Below are 15,664 nucleotides of genomic sequence, written 5' to 3' on the forward strand. Positions count from 1 at the left end.
GAGGAATGATGCCGTTCGCGGCGCTCTTGTCCGCCATGGCGCCTGCCGCGGCGCAGACCCCGGCGGGGCCGGTCTATGCCGCGCCGCCTCCGGCCGTTCCGGCGCCGGTCGATCATCTCTTCGCCGGCACGATCGCGCTGCGCGTCGATGCCACCGACATCGCGCATCGCATCGTCACGGTGGAAGAGCATGTGCCGGTGGACCATGCCGGCCCGCTCACCTTGCTCTATCCGCGGTGGGAGCCCGCCAGCCACGGGCCCAGCATCACCGTCACCGACCTGGCCGGGCTGACCGTCAGCACCAACGGTAAGCCGGTTGCCTGGCGCCGCGACCCCTACGATCCGCATGCCTTCCATCTGGATATCGCGCCGGGTACGCGCGCACTCGACATACGGTTCCAGATGGTGGCGGGTGGCGATCTGCTGACGCCCGACATCGTCTCCGTGCCATGGCAGCGCCTGACCCTCTATCCCGCCGGCTGGTACGCCCGGAATATCCCGGTCGCCGCCTCGCTCGTCCTGCCCGCGGGCCTGCATGCTTTCACCGCGCTGGATGTCGACCGGAGCGAGGGCGCGACGCTCCATTTCCGCACGACCGCGCTGGATGAATTGCTCGACGCCCCGGTGCTCGCCGGGCGCTATACGCGACAATTGCCGCTGACCGCGCCGGGGGCAGGCGCCGTCACGCTCGATCTGGTGGCCCTGCGGGCGGGCGACCTGGCGGTTCCGCCCGAACGGGCCGCCGAGCTGCGGCGGCTGATCGCGCAGATACGCGCCGTGTTCGGGCCGACCCCATTCGCCCGCTACGCCATCCTGGCGCGGCTCAGCGACGATGGATCGACCGGCGGCACCGAACATCGCGCCTCGAGCGAGGATGGCCTGTCCTCGTCCCATTTCCGCGATTGGCCGGGCGAAATCCTCAACCGCGATCTGATCGCGCATGAGATCGTCCATGCCTGGAACGGCTTCTATCGCGTGCCGGCCGATCTGTGGGCGCCGACGCCAAACGTGCCGGTCGCGGGCAGCCTGCTGTGGGTCTATGAGGGGCAGACCGAATTCTGGGGGCGCATCCTCGCCACCCGCGCCGGCCAGTTCACGCCGGCCGAACTGCGCGATCGGCTGGCGGTGGAGGCCGCGGAGATTGCCCGCCGGCCCGGCCGGGCGTGGCGGCCTTTGTCGGACGACGTCAATTATCCCGCCTTCATGCTGCGCCAGGCGGTGCCGTGGCGCGACTGGCAGCGGCGGCGCGATTATTATTCCGAAGGGGTGATGCTGTGGCTGGCGGTCGATGCCGAATTGCGCGCACGCAGTGCCGGCAAGCGCGGCATCGACGATTTTGCCCGCCGCTTCTTTGCCGGAGCGTCGCCCGGTGCGCCGACCCGAACCTATCGGTTCGACGATCTCTGCCAGGCGCTCGACGCGGTCGCCCCGGGCGACTGGGCCGGCTTCCTGCGCACCTGGCTGGACGCGCATGACGAACTGGATACGACGATCGGCCTGACGCGCCACGGCTGGCGCCTCGTCTTCACCGACACGCCCACCGCCGCCTTCCGCGCGAGCGAGGAGGAGGCGGGCGTCGCCGACTTGACCTATTCGATCGGTCTGACGGTAAACGACAAGGGGATCCTGCGAACCGTGGCGTGGAACGGACCCGCCTTCCAGGCCGGCATACGACCGGGTGTCACGATCGTCGCGATCAATGCCGTCCCCTTCACGCGGGACGCGCTGGTGGCGGCGGTACGCGCTGGGGCGTCGCGCCCGATCGTGCTGACGATGGATGCGGACGGGCGCCGTACCGATCGCGCGGTCGCTTATGCCGGCACGCTGCGTTACCCCCGGCTCGAACGGATTGCGGGACAGGCCGACACGCTGAGCCAGCTCCTCGCGCCGCGCTGACGCAGGGGGGCGGCGCGGCTAGCTCAGCGCCTTCTGCCGCCGCCGCTGGACCGAGGAGCCGAGCCCGATCGCCTCGCGATATTTGGCGACCGTACGCCGGGCGATGTCGAAGCCGCGCGCGTTCAAAATCTCGACCAATTTGTCGTCCGACAGGACGTCGCGGCCTTCGTCGGCGATCAGCTTGGCGATATGGCTCTTCACCGCTTCGGCCGACACGCCTTCGCCATCGCCGCCGGTGACGCCACTGGTGAAGAAATATTTGAGTTCGAAGAGCCCGCGTTCGCACGACAGATATTTGTTGGAGGTGACGCGGCTGACGGTCGATTCGTGCATGCCGATCGCATCCGCCACCGTGCGCAGCGTCAGCGGCTTCAGATGCGCCACCCCTTGCACGAAAAAGGCTTCCTGCTGCTTCACGATCTCGGTCGCGACCTTCACGATCGTGCGCGCGCGCTGATCCAGCGCCTTGATCAGCCAGTTGGCGCTGGCGAGGCAATCGGCCAGCCAGGCCTTGCCGCTCTTGTCCTGCGCCCCCGCCGCCAGTTCGCCATAATAGCGCCGGTCCAGCAACAGGCGGGGCAGGGTGGCGTTGTTGAGCTCGATCGACCAGCCGCCGCGCGTTTTGGCGATGAAGATGTCCGGCGAAACCGGCGCCGCGCGTTCCCCGCCGAAGCGCAGGCCGGGCTTGGGATCATAGGTGCGTAGCTCGCGGATCATGTCCGCAAAATCTTCCTCGTCGACGTTGCACATCCGCCGCAGCTGCGCCAGCTGCCCCTTGGCCAGCATGTCCAGGTGGGCGAGCATCACCGCCATGCACGGGTCGTAACGATCCGCTTCCTTCGCCTGCAGCGCCAGGCATTCGCCCAGATTGCGCGCGCCCACGCCGGTTGGGTCGAAGCCCTGGACGATGGCCAGGACGCGCTCGACATCCGCTATGTCGACCGTCAGCGCGTCCGCCAGTTCCGCCAGCGGCTGTTCCAGATAGCCGGCCTCGTCGATCGCATCGATGATCTGCGCCGCGATGATCAAGGCCGGCCCGTCCAGCACCTCACCCGCCTGCGTCAGCAGATGATCGCGCAGCGACGGCGCTTCGCCGGCGAGCGCATCCATGTCCGGTCCGTCCTCGGGCCCGGCCCCGCTGAGTCCGTCCATACCCAGCGCGCCGCCCGCACCGCTGCCGGTGTCGCTCGCGCTGTCATGGTGGAACGTCTCCGCATCATAATCGACATCCAGCGGCGCATCCGCCTGCGCGTTGCCGGTTTCGATCAGGCGATCGGCCGAGAGCGGTTCGCCATCGCCCGCATCCTCGCTCGGCAGTTCGGCCTGCTGCGGTTCGCCATCGTCGCCGCCGGCCGCCAGCAGCGGGTTCTTCTCCAGCTCCTCCGCGATCACGCCTTCCAGCTCGAGGTTGGACAGGGCGAGCAGCTTGATCGCCTGCTGCAATTGCGGCGTCATCACCAGCGATTGCGACTGGCGCAGGTCCAGGCGCGGGGCGAGGCTCATGCGCTAGCCGTCGCCCCGGCGGAGGCCGGGGCCGCTCGAGAATGAAACAGGTGCGCTGCCCCCCAGCGATCCCGGCCTCCGCCGGGATGACGATCGGGCAGGGTGGCCCCCTGCCCGATCGTCACAGCGCGAAGCTCTCGCCGAGATAGAGGCGGCGAACCTCCTCGTTGGCGACGAGCTCGGCCGGGCTGCCCTGGAACAGGACGCGGCCGTCATAGATGATGCAGGCGCGATCGACGATGTCGAGCGTCTCGCGCACATTATGGTCGGTGATCAGCACGCCGATGTCGCGGCGCTTCAGATCCTTCACCAGATCGCGAATGTCGCTGATCGAGATCGGATCGATGCCTGCAAAGGGTTCGTCCAGCAGCATGATCGACGGCGATGCCGCCAGCGCGCGCGCGATCTCGCAGCGGCGCCGTTCGCCGCCCGACAGCGCCATCGCCGGCGCATCGCGCAACCGCTCCAGATGGAATTCGCTCAGCAATGCTTCCAGCCGGGCTTCGCGCGCGACCTTTTCCGGCTCGGATGTTTCCAGCACCGCCATGATATTCTGCGCGACGTTCAGCCCGCGGAAGATCGACGTTTCCTGCGGCAGATATCCCAAACCCAGGATGGCGCGGCGATACATGGGTAGCGACGTCACGTCGTTGCCGTCCAGCAGGATGCGGCCCTCGTCCGGCTTCACCAGCCCCATGACCGAATAGAAGCAGGTCGTCTTGCCCGCGCCGTTGGGGCCGAGCAGGCCGACGACCTCGCCCCGCGCCACGTCCAGGCTGACGTCGTACAGCACCTGCCTTTTGTCATAGGCTTTTGCGATCGAGACGATCGAAAGGCCACATCCGTCGGCATTGCGGGCCGTGCAGGATTGGGGTTCGATAATGGCGGTTTCGTTCATGCTCGCTCTTTCAATAGCGCCTGCCCGGTTACCGCAAGCATCGACGAAGCGAAACGGCAAGTTTCTTGCAGTAAAGCGGCGCCCTGCGCAGACCAGCCGTCCGCGCCGGATGCCGGCTCTACTTGGGCGGGGTCGCGCCGGTCGCCGGGGCCGCGGTCGTCCGCTGGGGAACCGTGAAATGGCCGGTCACGCGGCCACCCGATCGGCTGGTATTGCCACCGCCCACCGAATTGCCGTCCACCGTCGCGCGTCCCGTATTCATGTCGATCACCAGCCGCGCGCCGTTCACCGTATTGGCGCCGCGCACCAGCGACACGTTGCCGATCAGCGTGATCAGCCGCCGGTTGACGTCATAGATACCGAAATTGCCCTTGGCGCGCTCGGTCGGGGAAACCACCGTCACGCCACCGGACGCGTCGATCCGGTTGATCTGCGTGCCACCGCCCGGCGTCTTCGCCTGGGTATAGGTCGCGGTCATGCGCGCGGCATCCATCGTCATGTCGCCCTGGATGACATGGACATTGCCGACCCAGATGGCGCGGTCGGCGCGATCCTGCACCTCCAGATGATCGGACGAGATATCGACCGGCGCATTGCTGTCATGGCCCTTCAGCGCCGACAGGCCCTGGGCGGACGCGGAACCGGTCAGCGCGACGAGCGCGAGCAGGGCCAATGCACGGATCATCGCGCGCCTCTGGACTGGCCCTGAACGATATGCAAGCGGGTGCGCCCATCCAGACGAACGATGCGCCGTTCCAGATCGGCGCGCATGATATCGGCGGAGAAGTTTCCGAGCGGCATCGTGCCCTGTACCGGGCCCCGGCTGCGGGCGAGCCGCTCGCTCATATCCACCAGCACGTCGCGCGTGGTGATGTGATAGCCGCCCTTGCTGTCGAACCGCACTGGGCCGTCGATCGCGATATTCTCGGTATTCAGGTCATAGCGCCCGCGATCGGCCCGAATCGTCGCCGGGCCGTCGCTCATCTGGATCTTTGCGTTCAAGGTCGCGAGATGCACGATCGGCACGCGCGAATTCTGCTGGACGGCGGATGCCGCATCCAGCGTGAACGGCTGCCCCTTCTTGTCGTCGCCGCGATAGGAGGCGCGGGTCACGCGCAACCGCTCGCTTGCCACGTCTACGCGATCCTTCGACAGCACGAAGCTGATGTCGCGGCCCACCGCCAGCGGCGCGAACGCCAGCAAGGCGAACAGCACGCCGACCGCGATCGGCAGCAGGATGCGCATCGTGGCGATCAGCCCGTCATGGCTGCTGCCGGCGGCGGCCCAGCGCCGCCGTTCGATCCTTTGCTGTTCGGCGAGCTGCGACATCCCGCGATCACATGTGCGCGAAAATGTCGACTTCCGGCCACCCGGCGAGATCGAGCTCGGCGCGGGCAGGCAGGAAATCGAAACAGGATTGCGCCAGCGCCATCCGATTCTCCCGCACCAGCCGCTCATTCAGGATGGTGCGCATCTGGTGGAGGTAGCGGACGTCGGAGGCGGCATATTCCTTCTGCGCCTCGCTCAGTTCGCCCGCGCCCCAGTCGGACGATTGCTGCTGCTTGGAAATTTCGATGCCCAGCAGTTCGCGCACCAATTCCTTCAGCCCGTGGCGATCGGTGTAGGTGCGAATCAGTCGCGACGCGATCTTGGTGCAATAGACCGGGGCGGCGACCACGCCGAGATAATGGCGTACCGCCGCCAGATCGAACCGGGCGAAATGATATAGTTTCAGCCGCTCGGGATCGGCCAGTACCGCGCGCAGGTTCGGCGCGGCAAAGTCGCTGCCCGCACCGAAGCGCACAAGATGTTCGTCGCCGCCCCCGTCGGAAATCTGGACCAGACATAGGCGATCGCGATGGGTGTTCAGCCCCATCGTCTCGGTATCCACCGCGACCGGGCCTGGAGCCAGGACGCCAATGGGCAAATCTTCTTCGTGCAAATGTACCGTCATTCAGGCCAGATAGGCGTAGCCGACAGATCGCTCAATGCCGTGGATGATTTAGCGCCGACGAATCGCCAAAAGCGCTCGCGATATGGACGAAACTTCTATATGGGCCCAATTTGGCTTGGCATAACTTGCCGCGCTGTAAGGTTCGCGTGCGCTTGCCCGGCGCCCACGGATGCGATGACAGGGGCGAATCGGGAAGATTTTGACGGCATGAGTTTCGATCGAGGGCGGCGCGGGCAGCGCGGCGGCAAGGACAAGCGCGACGGCTTTGGCGAAGACAGCTTCGGCGGCGGCTTCGCTGGCGGCGGTGATCGCTTCGGCGGTGGCGGTTACGGCGGTGGCGGTGATCGCTTCGGCGGCGGTGGCGGCGGCTTCGGCGGCGGCGATCGCTTCGGCGGTGGCGGCGGCGGCGGTGGTTACCGCGGCGGCGGCGGTGGCGGCTTCGGCGGTGGTGCGGGCGGCGGTGGCCGCGGCATGCCGGCGCAGGTCGTTGGCGAAGCCAAGGGCACGGTCAAGTTCTTCAACGGACAGAAGGGCTTCGGCTTCGTTGTCCGTGATGATGGCGGTGAGGATGTGTTCGTGCACATTTCTGCTGTCGAACAGGCAGGTTTGAGCGGTCTGGGCGAAGGCCAGAAGCTGGCATTCAGCCTGGTGGATCGCGGTGGCCGTATCTCGGCGACCAATCTGCAGCTGGAAGGCGACGTGGTTCCGGTCAGCGAGGGGCGTGCGCCTCCGGCTGAGGGCGGCGATCGCGGCGGCCCGCAGCGTCAGCTGACCGGTGAGCGTTCCAGCGGCACGGTCAAGTTCTTCAACGCGATGAAGGGCTTCGGCTTCATTCAGCGCGACGATGGACAGCCCGATGCATTCGTCCACATCTCGGCGGTCGAGCGTGCCGGCATGCCGACGCTCAACGAAGGCGACAAGCTGGAGTTCGAGCTGGAGGTCGATCGGCGTGGGAAATATGCCGCGGTAAATCTTTCCCCGATCAACTAATCGCGCGAATCACAAGGAAACGGCCCGGGTGCAGCGATGCGCCCGGGCTTTTTCTTTGCCTGCACGTCATCGACACATATCTCCTCCCCGGAACGGGGAGGGGGACCGCCGCGCAGCGGCGGTGGAGGGGAAAGCCCCAGCGTTGGAGAAGCCCCTCCACCCCGCCTACGGCGCGGTCCCCCTCCCCGAGCAAGCTCGGGAAGGAGAGGCTGAGCCTTGCGCCCCACGGTCATGCCAGCGCAGGCTGGCATCCACGGACCTATCCCAAAGCTGTTCGCAAGCCGCACAGCGCCGACCGCGCCAATAGGCGGAGCCCCGCGCCCCGGTCAGGACTGAGGCGGAATGTCCGTCGCCAGCGCGCGGCTCAGGGCCTCGCGTATCTCGATCAGCTGGTCCTTGCTGTCGCTGTCGGGTGCCGCCACCGTCGGCGCCTCCACCCGAGGCGCGGGTTCGGCCGCAACCGCAGCCGCGCCCCCATCGGGCTGCGCGAGCAGCTTCTGCACGCCGCGCATCGTATAGCCTTCATGGTTCAGCAGCCGATCGATCCGGCGGGCGAGCGCAACGTCGGCCGGGCGATAATAGCGGCGGTTGCCGGCCCGTTGCAGCGGGCGCAGCTGCGGAAAGCGCGTTTCCCAGTAGCGCAGGATATGCTGCGGCAAGCCGAGTTCGCTCGCCACCTCGCTGATGGTGCGAAAAGCGCCTTCCGCCTTGGCAGAAGGTTCGGCCATGTCAGCCTGCGCTGACGATGCGGTCGCGCAGCGTCTGGCTGGCGCGGAAGGTCAGCACGCGCCGCGGCGCGATCGGGACTTCCACGCCCGATTTGGGATTGCGGCCGACGCGCTCTGCCTTGTCGCGCAGCACGAACGTCCCGAAGCCGGAGATTTTGACATTTTCGCCATTGGCGAGCGATTCGCACATGTGCCGGATAACCTGCTCGACCAGGGTCGCGCATTGCGAGCGCGGCAGCCCGATGTCGCCATGCAGGATTTCGGCAAGGTCCGCCCGCGTCAGCGTATCCGCCATCATCATATCAGCTTCGGCCATCAAACCCCCCACGCCGTACGATGGTAATTCACCATGCTTAAACCCAACACCTTAGAGAAAACAAGCCGTTGGCGACGGATTTGCAAAGCTTGTCGACGAGTCGTTTCGCCGCCGTACGGGTCAGTATCGCACCACCGCCGCGCCCCAGGTAAAGCCGCCGCCCATCGCCTCCAGCACGATCACGTCGCCGCGCTGGATGCGGCCGTCGCGCACGGCCACGTCCAGCGCCAGCGGCACCGATGCGGCCGACGTATTGGCATGTTCATCCACCGTGATCACCACGCGCTCCGGCGGCAGGCCCAGCTTGCGCGCGGTCGCATCCAGGATCCGGCGATTCGCCTGATGCGGCACCACCCAGTCGATGTCGCGCACCGCAAGGCCGGCTTTTTCCACCGCTTCCGCCAACACCGCGGCCAGGTTGACCACCGCGTGGCGGAAGACTTCGGATCCCTTCATCCGCAGCTTGCCGACCGTGCCGGTGGTCGATGGTCCGCCGTCCACATACAGTAACTGATTGTGCCGCCCATCCGCGTGCAAGGCGGTCGCCAGCACGCCGCGCGCGGTGGCATCGTCCGCGTTGTCTTCCGCCGTCAGGACGACCGCGCCCGCGCCGTCGCCGAACAGGACGCAGGTCGTGCGATCCTCCCAGTCGAGGATGCGGCTGAACGTCTCGGCGCCGATCACCAGCGCATTGGTGCTCGTCCCGCCGCGAATCATGCTGTCGGCGACCGACAGGGCATAGAGAAAGCCGGAGCAGACCGCCGCCACGTCGAACGCAACGCAGTCGCGAATGCCCAACGCATCCTGCACCTTGGTGGCGGTGGCGGGAAAGGTCTGGTCGGGTGTGGCGGTGGCCAGCACGATCAGGTCGATATCGGTCGGTGCCAGGCCGGCAGCCTCGATCGCGCGGCGCGCTGCTTCGCTGCCGAGCGAGGCGGTGGTTTCCCCGTCGCCGGCGATATGGCGCGCACGGATACCGGTGCGCTCGACGATCCATGCGTCGGTCGTGTCGACCGTCAGGGCCAGTTCGTCATTGGTAACCCGGCGTACCGGCAATGCCGATCCCGTCCCGGCAATCGTCGCCCGCCGCGTCATGCTGCATTTGGCTCCGGCGTGCGGATACGGGCAAGGTCGGCGGCGATGCGATCGGTGATGCAGCCCTTGGCCAGCTTGGCGGCGACCTCGATCGCGTTGCAATAGCCCTCGACCGAGGTGCTGCCGTGGCTTTTCACCACCGTGCCGTTCAGCCCCAGGAACACCGCACCGTTGCGCAAATTGGGGTCCAGCCCCTTGCGCAAGAGGGTGATGGCGGGTTTGGACAGCATGAAGCCGAATTTGGACCGAAGCGAGCTTTTGAACGAACGGCGCAGCAAATCGGCGATGAAGCGCGCGGTGCCTTCGGCGGTCTTCAGCGCGATATTGCCGGAAAAGCCGTCGGAAACGATCACGTCCACTTCGCCGCGGCCCAGTCCGCTCGCCTCGATGAAGCCATCGAATTGCAGGGGCAGATGGTTGGCCGCGTGCAGCATCGCCGCGGCATCGCGCAGTGTGTCGGTGCCCTTCAGCGCCTCGGTGCCGATGTTGAGCAGGCGGACGGTCGGCTGCTCGGTCTGATGCAGGATGCGGGCATAGGCCGCGCCCATCACCGCGAATTCGAACAGGTTGCGCGCGTCGCACTCGGTATTCGCGCCCAGATCCAGCATCACCAGATCATGCTCGCCCAGCGTCGGCAGCAGCGCCGCCAGCGCCGGCCGATCAATGCCGGGAATGGTGCGCAGCGCGATCTTGGCCATCGCCATCAGCGCGCCGGTATTGCCGGCGGAAATGGCGGCGTCGGCGCGACCATCTTTCACCGCCGCGATCGCCATGCCCATCGAACTGGTCTTGGCGCGGCGAATCGCCTGGGTCGGCTTGTCTTCGCCTTTGATGACGTCGGGGGAATGAACGATCGACACGCGATCGCCAAACTCGCGATGACGCGCGGTCTCGGCGCGCAGGCGCGCGTCGTCCCCGAACAGCGTGAACCGCATGACGGGGTTGCGCGACAACGCGCGCGCGACACCAGCGACCGCGATCGCCGGGCCACCGTCGCCACCCATTGCATCAATGGCGAGACAGGGACCCACGCTCAACCCCCCGCCAATCCCGTCGATCAGTTGCTGACCGGCAGGATCTCGCGACCGTTATAATGTCCGCAGTGGCTGCACAGATTGTGCGGCTGCTTCAGCTCGCCACAATTCGGGCAATCCTGATACGATGCGACGGTCAGCGCGTGGTGGCTGCGACGCATGTTTCGCTTGGACGGCGATGTTTTTCTCTTTGGGACTGCCATCTCGGCACCTATTCCATGTCTGTAGAAACGATAGGACGCGCTTCGCCGATGGCCAGTGCGGCTCCAGTAGAGCCGCGGGCCTCCGGCTGGGCGCGTCGCGAAGGCGCTGGCCTATAGCGAATTCGGCTCGCGTTGCAAGGCCGGCTTCGGCATGGAGGCGGCAGGGGAGACGTTCTCATGCATATTGCCACCGTGCCGACCGTTACTTTGATTTTTGCCGCCGCGCTGGCGCTTCTCAACATCTGGCTCGGCCTGCGTGTGTCGCGGCTGCGCTTCTCGCGCAAGGTGTCGATCGGCCATGGCGACGACAAGGCGGTCGAGGCGCGGATGCGCGCGCACGCCAATTTCAATGAATATGTGCCGATCGCGCTGATCCTGATGCTGCTGATCGAACTGAATGTCGGCCCGTCGCGCTGGCTGTGGGGCGTCGGCGCGGTGCTGGTGGTGGCCCGCGTGCTCCATCCCTTCGGCATGGATCGGCCGATGCCCAGCCCGCTGCGCGCGGCCGGCGCACTCCTCACCTGGCTCGCCATGGCCGCGCTGATCGTATGGACGCTGCTGCTGGCCTACGGCATCCGCTTCTAACCGCGGGCGAGCGCGGCATCGCCGACAAACGGGTTGCTGCGCCGTTCCTGGCCGAAATTCGACATCGGGCCATGGCCGCAGATGAAGGCGGTATCGTCGCCCAGCGGCCATAATTTGCCGGTGATCGACGCGATCAGATCGGCATGGTTGCCGCGCGGGAAATCGGTGCGGCCGATTGAGCCCTGAAAGATCACGTCGCCCACCTGCGCCAGCTTGGACGGCGCATGGTGGAAGATGACATGGCCCGGCGTGTGGCCGGGGCAATGATAGACGTCGAAGGTCAGTTCGCCGACGGTCACCGTATCGCCGTCGACCAGCCAGCGGTCGGGTTCGAACGGCATCGCTTCGATCCCGAAGCGGGGGCCGTCTTCCTTCAGGCCGGCGATCCAGAAGCGGTCTTCCTCATGCGGCCCTTCGATCGGGACGCCCAGCTCTTTCGCCAGCGCGGCCGTGCCACCGCAATGGTCGGCATGGCCATGCGTCACCAATAATTTCTCGATCGTCACGCCGGCCTGCGCCGCCGCCGCTTTCAGGCGGGGCAATTCGCCGCCGACGTCGATGAAGGCGCCCCGCATCGTGCGGGTGCACCAGATGAGGGTGCAATTCTGCTGGAAGGGCGTGACCGGGATGATCGCGGCACGCAGCGGTGGGGAAGAAGCCATGGCGCACAGATGGCGGCGCGGCCGGTTCAGGGCAAGCCGGCACGCACCCAAATGCCCCGCGGCGCGTTAGCGAGCGACCTGAGCTTCAGGAAAAATGGAAGGATTATCATATGTTAATGCGAACCAAGGCCGTTTTGGCGGCCGCCAGCGCGATGATGCTGGCCGGCGCGGTTCAGGCCGCTCCCCCCACGCCCATCTACCTCAAAAAGGCAGGGGCCGGCGATCTGTATGAAAAGACGTCCAGCCAGATCGTGCTCGGTAGCACGCGCAATCCGGACGTGCGGCGCTTCGCCGGCATGATGGTGACCGATCATAACAAGAGCACGGCGATGGTGAAGTCGGCCGCGCGTCGCTCGGGCGTGCGCGTCGGCGCGCCGATGCTGGATCCGATGCAGCGCCGTATGGTCGCCGAGCTGCGCCGCGCCAACGGCCGCGATCGCGACCGTCTCTATATCGATCAGCAGCGTCAGGCGCACAGCCAGGCGCTCCAGCTGCAGCAAGATTATGCGGCGACCGGATCCGCGCCCGCTCTGCGCCGGACTGCAGGCGAGATCGTGCCCGTCGTCCAGCATCATATCGACATGCTCGGCCGCATCGGCTCGTAACGGTTTTGGCGGGCGCCGCTTGCGCGGGGCCCGCCTCTACGCGCAGAGCGGCGCGATGCTCATCCCTGGCGCGCCTTTCCTGCTGCTCGACGATGCGCGTCCGGGTGGCGCGCAGACCGTCTATCGGGATCCCCGTTCGATCGTCGTGGCGCATCGCCCCGACGAAGTGCGTCCGGCGCTCGCGCGCATGCGCGATGCGACTCGGTCCGGCCTCCATGCCGCCGGCTGGCTCAGCTACGAAGCCGGTCCCGCCTTCGAGCCCACATTACCCGCGCCGCATGCCTCCGACAGCGCGCTGCCCTTGCTCTGGTTCGGCCTGTTCGCGACGGCCGAGCGGCTGGACGACGCCGCCTTTGCCCGCCTGTTGCCCGATGCCGCCGGGGGCTGGGTGGGGCCGCCGCGCCCGCGCCTGGCGCGCGCTGCCTATCAGCAGGCCTTCGAACGGGTTCAGACGCTGATCGCCGCCGGCGACATCTACCAGGCCAATCTCAGCTTTCGCGCCGATGTGCCCGTCGCGGGCCATCCTCTGGCGATCTATGCCCGGCTGCGCCGCAGCGCCCAGGTCGGGTGGGGCGGCGTCGCTTATGACGGGCGCAACTGGCTGCTGTCGCTCTCGCCGGAATTGTTCTTCCAGACGGACGGCACGACGGTGGCGGCGCGGCCGATGAAGGGCACCGCGCCGCGCGGCCGCGATCCCGCCGAAGACACGGCGCTCGCGGCGGAACTGGCGGCCGATCCTAAGCAGCGCGCCGAAAATCTGATGATCGTCGATCTGATCCGCAACGATCTGTCGCGCGTCGCGCAACCCGGCAGCGTCGCGACGCCCCGCCTGTTCGCGGTCGAGCAATATCCGACGGTGCATCAGATGGTGTCGGACGTGACGGCCCGCCTGTCTCCGGGAAAGGATGCGTTCGACCTGATCGAGGCGCTGTTTCCCTGCGGTTCGATCACCGGCGCGCCCAAAGTGCGCGCGATGGAGATCATTGCGGAGGTCGAGCCCGATGCGCGCGACGCGTATACCGGTTCGATCGGCACGATCGGCCCCGATGGGTCGGCCGCCTTCAACGTCGCAATTCGCACGCTCCAGCTGACGGAGGGGGCAAGCCGCGCGCAGCTGGGCCTGGGCTCGGCGGTCGTGGCCGATTCGCAGGCGGAGAGCGAATGGCGCGAATGCCTGGCCAAGGGCGGCTTCGTCACGGCCGCCAGCACGCCGTTCGATCTGTTCGAAACGATGCGGTTCGAACCGGACGAAGGCGTGATCCGGCTGGAGGCGCATCTCGCCCGGCTTGCCCGCAGTGCCGCCACCTTCGGTTTTCCGTTCGATCGGCATGAGATCCGCCAGCGGCTGCACGCCGCGACCTTTCACCGCACCACGCCCGGCCGGTTGCGCCTGATGCTGGGCATGCATGGCGCGATCGCGGTGGAGGTGGGCGATCTGCCCGCCACGCCGCCGCCGCCGGTGGCGGTCGGGGTCGTGTCGCTGCCGGTCGATGCGGCCGATTTCCGGTTGCGCCACAAGACCACCGATCGCGCTTTCTATACCGCGGGGCGTCAGGCCTCCGGCTGTTTCGAAGCCCTGTTCGTCCGGCCGGACGGCTGGCTGACGGAAGGCAGCTTCACCAACCTGTTCGTGCCGCGAGACGGCATATTGGTGACGCCGCCGCTGGATCGCGGGTTGCTCCCCGGCATCCTGCGTGCGGCGCTGATCGAGTCGGGCGAGGCGCGGGAAGGGGATCTGGCCGTCGCCGATCTGGCGGGCGAATTCTGGATCGGCAATGATCTGCGCGGGCTGATGAAGGCGCGGTTGATCGCGTAAAAGGCCTAATGCGGTTGCTGGCGCCGGAACGACCGGTCTATAGCCCGCCCGCTTCTTCCCTTCGGCAGAAAGATATTCAGACCGATGAGCCTCATCTCGGCCGCGCTTGGCCGCATCAGCCCTTCGCCCACCCTCGCCATGACCAGCCGCGTGCTGGACCTGAAAGCTCAGGGCATCTCGGTGATCGGCCTGGCCGCGGGCGAGCCCGATTTTGACACGCCCGATTTCGTCAAGGATGCCGCGATCGAGGCGATCCGCGCGGGGAAGACCAAATATACCAATGTCGACGGTACGCCCGAACTGAAGGCGGCGATCGCGGCCAAGTTCAAGCGCGACAATGGCCTGACCTACGAAACCAGCCAGATCAGCGTCAATGTCGGCGGCAAGCACACCTTGTTCAACGCGCTCGTCGCCACGGTCGAGGCGGGTGACGAGGTGATCATCCCGGCACCCTATTGGGTGTCCTATCCGGATATCGTCCAATATTGCGGCGGCACGCCGGTGATCGTCGCCGCGGGCGCCGCCCAGGGCTACAAGATCGCACCCGAACAGCTGGATGCCGCGATTACGCCGCGCACCAAGTGGCTGATCCTAAACTCGCCCTCCAACCCGACGGGGGCGGCTTACACCGCAGCCGAACTGAAGGCGCTGGGGGAGGTGCTGCTGCGCCATCCGCACGTCTGGGTGATGGCCGACGATATGTACGAACATATCACCTATGGCGATTTCGAATTCACCACGATCGCCCAGGTCGTGCCCGAGCTGTACGAGCGCACGCTGACCGTCAACGGCTGCTCCAAGGCTTATTCGATGACCGGCTGGCGCATCGGTTTCGCGGGCGGCCCGACGCCGCTGATCAAGGCGATGGCCAAGCTGCAATCGCAATCGACCTCCAACCCCTGCTCGATCGCGCAGGCGGCGGCGACCGCGGCGCTCAACGGCCCGCAGGATTTCCTCGCCGATCGCAACGCCGCGTTCGAACGCCGCCGCGATCTCGTCTGCTCGATGCTCAACCAGATCAACGGCGTGCATTGCCCGCGGCCGGACGGCGCCTTCTACGTCTATCCCGACGTCAGCGGCCTGATCGGCAAGGCGACGCCCGGCGGCAAGACGATCGATACGGACGAAGCGCTGATCGATTATCTGCTGGACGATGCCCGCGTCGCCGCCGTCCATGGCGCCGCCTTCGGCCTCTCGCCCGCTTTCCGCATCAGCTACGCGACCTCGGAAGAATTGCTGACCGAAGCCTGCGAACGCATCCAGACGGCCTGCGCCGCGCTCCGCTAAACGAGGCCAAACGTCGCCCCGGCGGAGGCCGGGGCCGCTGGAGATGTATTGCACAATTGTAGGAGCGCGCAGCGGCCCCGGTCTCCGCCGGGG

At 66.8% G+C, this 15,664-nt stretch carries 17 protein-coding genes; 6 read left to right on the forward strand and 11 right to left on the reverse strand.

Going from position 1 to position 15,664, the window contains the following annotated elements; translation table 11 throughout:
• Positions 1–5: 5 nt before the first annotated feature.
• Entirely contained in the window at positions 6–1,895 is a 1,890-nt protein-coding gene (locus tag ACSBM8_RS01485; RefSeq protein WP_442679910.1) for a M61 family metallopeptidase, read from the forward strand.
• A gap of 18 nt (positions 1,896–1,913) precedes the next feature.
• Here the strand turns inward: ACSBM8_RS01485 and rpoN are convergent, their stop codons facing one another.
• The 5 genes from rpoN to ACSBM8_RS01510 form a co-directional block, all read right to left on the reverse strand.
• The gene (gene rpoN, locus ACSBM8_RS01490) at positions 1,914–3,398 is read right to left on the reverse strand and encodes an RNA polymerase factor sigma-54 (RefSeq protein ID WP_442679911.1); all 1,485 of its coding nucleotides are present in this window, start codon (positions 3,396–3,398) and stop codon (positions 1,914–1,916) included.
• 121 nt (positions 3,399–3,519) lie between these two features.
• Positions 3,520–4,296 carry an LPS export ABC transporter ATP-binding protein gene (lptB, locus tag ACSBM8_RS01495; protein WP_442679912.1) on the reverse strand — a complete coding sequence of 259 codons (777 nt, stop codon included), beginning with the start codon at positions 4,294–4,296 and terminating at the stop codon, positions 3,520–3,522.
• A gap of 118 nt (positions 4,297–4,414) precedes the next feature.
• Entirely contained in the window at positions 4,415–4,981 is a 567-nt protein-coding gene (locus tag ACSBM8_RS01500) for an LptA/OstA family protein (RefSeq protein WP_442679913.1), read from the reverse strand.
• On the reverse strand, positions 4,978–5,625 hold the full coding sequence (gene lptC / locus ACSBM8_RS01505) for an LPS export ABC transporter periplasmic protein LptC (RefSeq protein WP_442679914.1): 648 nt from the start codon (positions 5,623–5,625) through the stop codon (positions 4,978–4,980). Before lptC ends, ACSBM8_RS01500 begins: the two co-directional genes overlap by 4 nt.
• A gap of 7 nt (positions 5,626–5,632) precedes the next feature.
• On the reverse strand, positions 5,633–6,250 hold the full coding sequence (locus tag ACSBM8_RS01510; protein ID WP_442679915.1) for a ribonuclease D: 618 nt from the start codon (positions 6,248–6,250) through the stop codon (positions 5,633–5,635).
• 207 nt (positions 6,251–6,457) lie between these two features.
• Between ACSBM8_RS01510 and ACSBM8_RS01515 the strand changes: the two genes are divergently transcribed.
• Entirely contained in the window at positions 6,458–7,240 is a 783-nt protein-coding gene (locus tag ACSBM8_RS01515) for a cold-shock protein (RefSeq protein WP_442679916.1), read from the forward strand.
• Positions 7,241–7,566: 326 nt separating this feature from the next.
• Here the strand turns inward: ACSBM8_RS01515 and ACSBM8_RS01520 are convergent, their stop codons facing one another.
• The 5 genes from ACSBM8_RS01520 to rpmF form a co-directional block, all read right to left on the reverse strand.
• Complete coding sequence (locus tag ACSBM8_RS01520; protein WP_442679917.1) at positions 7,567–7,968, reverse strand: MerR family transcriptional regulator; 402 nt, start codon at positions 7,966–7,968, stop codon at positions 7,567–7,569.
• A gap of 1 nt (position 7,969) precedes the next feature.
• On the reverse strand, positions 7,970–8,269 hold the full coding sequence (locus ACSBM8_RS01525; RefSeq protein ID WP_442681657.1) for an integration host factor subunit alpha: 300 nt from the start codon (positions 8,267–8,269) through the stop codon (positions 7,970–7,972).
• 135 nt (positions 8,270–8,404) lie between these two features.
• Positions 8,405–9,379: a beta-ketoacyl-ACP synthase III gene (locus ACSBM8_RS01530; RefSeq protein ID WP_442679918.1), complete on the reverse strand. Its 975-nt coding sequence runs from the start codon at positions 9,377–9,379 to the stop codon at positions 8,405–8,407.
• The gene (plsX, locus tag ACSBM8_RS01535) at positions 9,376–10,416 is read right to left on the reverse strand and encodes a phosphate acyltransferase PlsX (RefSeq protein ID WP_442679919.1); all 1,041 of its coding nucleotides are present in this window, start codon (positions 10,414–10,416) and stop codon (positions 9,376–9,378) included. Before plsX ends, ACSBM8_RS01530 begins: the two co-directional genes overlap by 4 nt.
• Before the next feature lie 20 nt (positions 10,417–10,436).
• A complete protein-coding gene (rpmF, locus tag ACSBM8_RS01540; RefSeq protein ID WP_442679920.1) occupies positions 10,437–10,616 on the reverse strand; it encodes a 50S ribosomal protein L32 in 180 nt (59 codons plus the stop codon).
• A gap of 177 nt (positions 10,617–10,793) precedes the next feature.
• Here rpmF and ACSBM8_RS01545 point away from each other — a divergent pair, with 177 nt between their 5' ends.
• Positions 10,794–11,201, forward strand: coding sequence for an MAPEG family protein (locus ACSBM8_RS01545; protein WP_442679921.1), 408 nt, complete (start codon positions 10,794–10,796; stop codon positions 11,199–11,201).
• Here the strand turns inward: ACSBM8_RS01545 and ACSBM8_RS01550 are convergent.
• Positions 11,198–11,863, reverse strand: a complete 666-nt coding sequence (locus ACSBM8_RS01550; RefSeq protein WP_442679922.1) for an MBL fold metallo-hydrolase — start codon at positions 11,861–11,863, stop codon at positions 11,198–11,200. The genes ACSBM8_RS01545 and ACSBM8_RS01550 overlap by 4 nt on opposite strands.
• 110 nt (positions 11,864–11,973) lie before the next feature.
• Between ACSBM8_RS01550 and ACSBM8_RS01555 the strand changes: the two genes are divergently transcribed.
• The 3 genes from ACSBM8_RS01555 (at position 11,974) to ACSBM8_RS01565 (ending at position 15,571) form a co-directional block, all read left to right on the forward strand.
• Positions 11,974–12,468 carry a DUF4142 domain-containing protein gene (locus ACSBM8_RS01555; protein ID WP_442679923.1) on the forward strand — a complete coding sequence of 165 codons (495 nt, stop codon included), beginning with the start codon at positions 11,974–11,976 and terminating at the stop codon, positions 12,466–12,468.
• 55 nt (positions 12,469–12,523) lie between these two features.
• A complete protein-coding gene (gene pabB / locus ACSBM8_RS01560; protein WP_442679924.1) occupies positions 12,524–14,284 on the forward strand; it encodes an aminodeoxychorismate synthase component I in 1,761 nt (586 codons plus the stop codon).
• Between the two features lie 84 nt (positions 14,285–14,368).
• Positions 14,369–15,571 carry a pyridoxal phosphate-dependent aminotransferase gene (locus tag ACSBM8_RS01565; protein ID WP_442679925.1) on the forward strand — a complete coding sequence of 401 codons (1,203 nt, stop codon included), beginning with the start codon at positions 14,369–14,371 and terminating at the stop codon, positions 15,569–15,571.
• The last annotated feature ends 93 nt before the right edge of the window (positions 15,572–15,664 follow it).

This window comes from Sphingomonas sp. ASY06-1R (genome assembly GCF_052180265.1).
GTDB lineage: Bacteria > Pseudomonadota > Alphaproteobacteria > Sphingomonadales > Sphingomonadaceae > Sphingomonas_I.

Coding starts and splice junctions, on each gene's coding strand:
- ACSBM8_RS01510 (WP_442679915.1), bottom strand. CDS start 6,250: ATGACGGTACATTTGCACGAAGAAGATTTGCCCATTGGCGTCCTGGCT.
- ACSBM8_RS01515 (WP_442679916.1), top strand. CDS start 6,458: ATGAGTTTCGATCGAGGGCGGCGCGGGCAGCGCGGCGGCAAGGACAAG.
- ACSBM8_RS01555 (WP_442679923.1), top strand. CDS start 11,974: ATGTTAATGCGAACCAAGGCCGTTTTGGCGGCCGCCAGCGCGATGATG.
- rpmF (WP_442679920.1), bottom strand. CDS start 10,616: ATGGCAGTCCCAAAGAGAAAAACATCGCCGTCCAAGCGAAACATGCGT.
- ACSBM8_RS01500 (WP_442679913.1), bottom strand. CDS start 4,981: ATGATCCGTGCATTGGCCCTGCTCGCGCTCGTCGCGCTGACCGGTTCC.
- ACSBM8_RS01485 (WP_442679910.1), top strand. CDS start 6: ATGATGCCGTTCGCGGCGCTCTTGTCCGCCATGGCGCCTGCCGCGGCG.
- ACSBM8_RS01530 (WP_442679918.1), bottom strand. CDS start 9,379: ATGACGCGGCGGGCGACGATTGCCGGGACGGGATCGGCATTGCCGGTA.
- rpoN (WP_442679911.1), bottom strand. CDS start 3,398: ATGAGCCTCGCCCCGCGCCTGGACCTGCGCCAGTCGCAATCGCTGGTG.
- lptC (WP_442679914.1), bottom strand. CDS start 5,625: ATGTCGCAGCTCGCCGAACAGCAAAGGATCGAACGGCGGCGCTGGGCC.
- ACSBM8_RS01545 (WP_442679921.1), top strand. CDS start 10,794: ATGCATATTGCCACCGTGCCGACCGTTACTTTGATTTTTGCCGCCGCG.
- lptB (WP_442679912.1), bottom strand. CDS start 4,296: ATGAACGAAACCGCCATTATCGAACCCCAATCCTGCACGGCCCGCAAT.
- ACSBM8_RS01520 (WP_442679917.1), bottom strand. CDS start 7,968: ATGGCCGAACCTTCTGCCAAGGCGGAAGGCGCTTTTCGCACCATCAGC.
- ACSBM8_RS01525 (WP_442681657.1), bottom strand. CDS start 8,269: ATGATGATGGCGGATACGCTGACGCGGGCGGACCTTGCCGAAATCCTG.
- ACSBM8_RS01565 (WP_442679925.1), top strand. CDS start 14,369: ATGAGCCTCATCTCGGCCGCGCTTGGCCGCATCAGCCCTTCGCCCACC.
- ACSBM8_RS01550 (WP_442679922.1), bottom strand. CDS start 11,863: ATGGCTTCTTCCCCACCGCTGCGTGCCGCGATCATCCCGGTCACGCCC.
- pabB (WP_442679924.1), top strand. CDS start 12,524: ATGCTCATCCCTGGCGCGCCTTTCCTGCTGCTCGACGATGCGCGTCCG.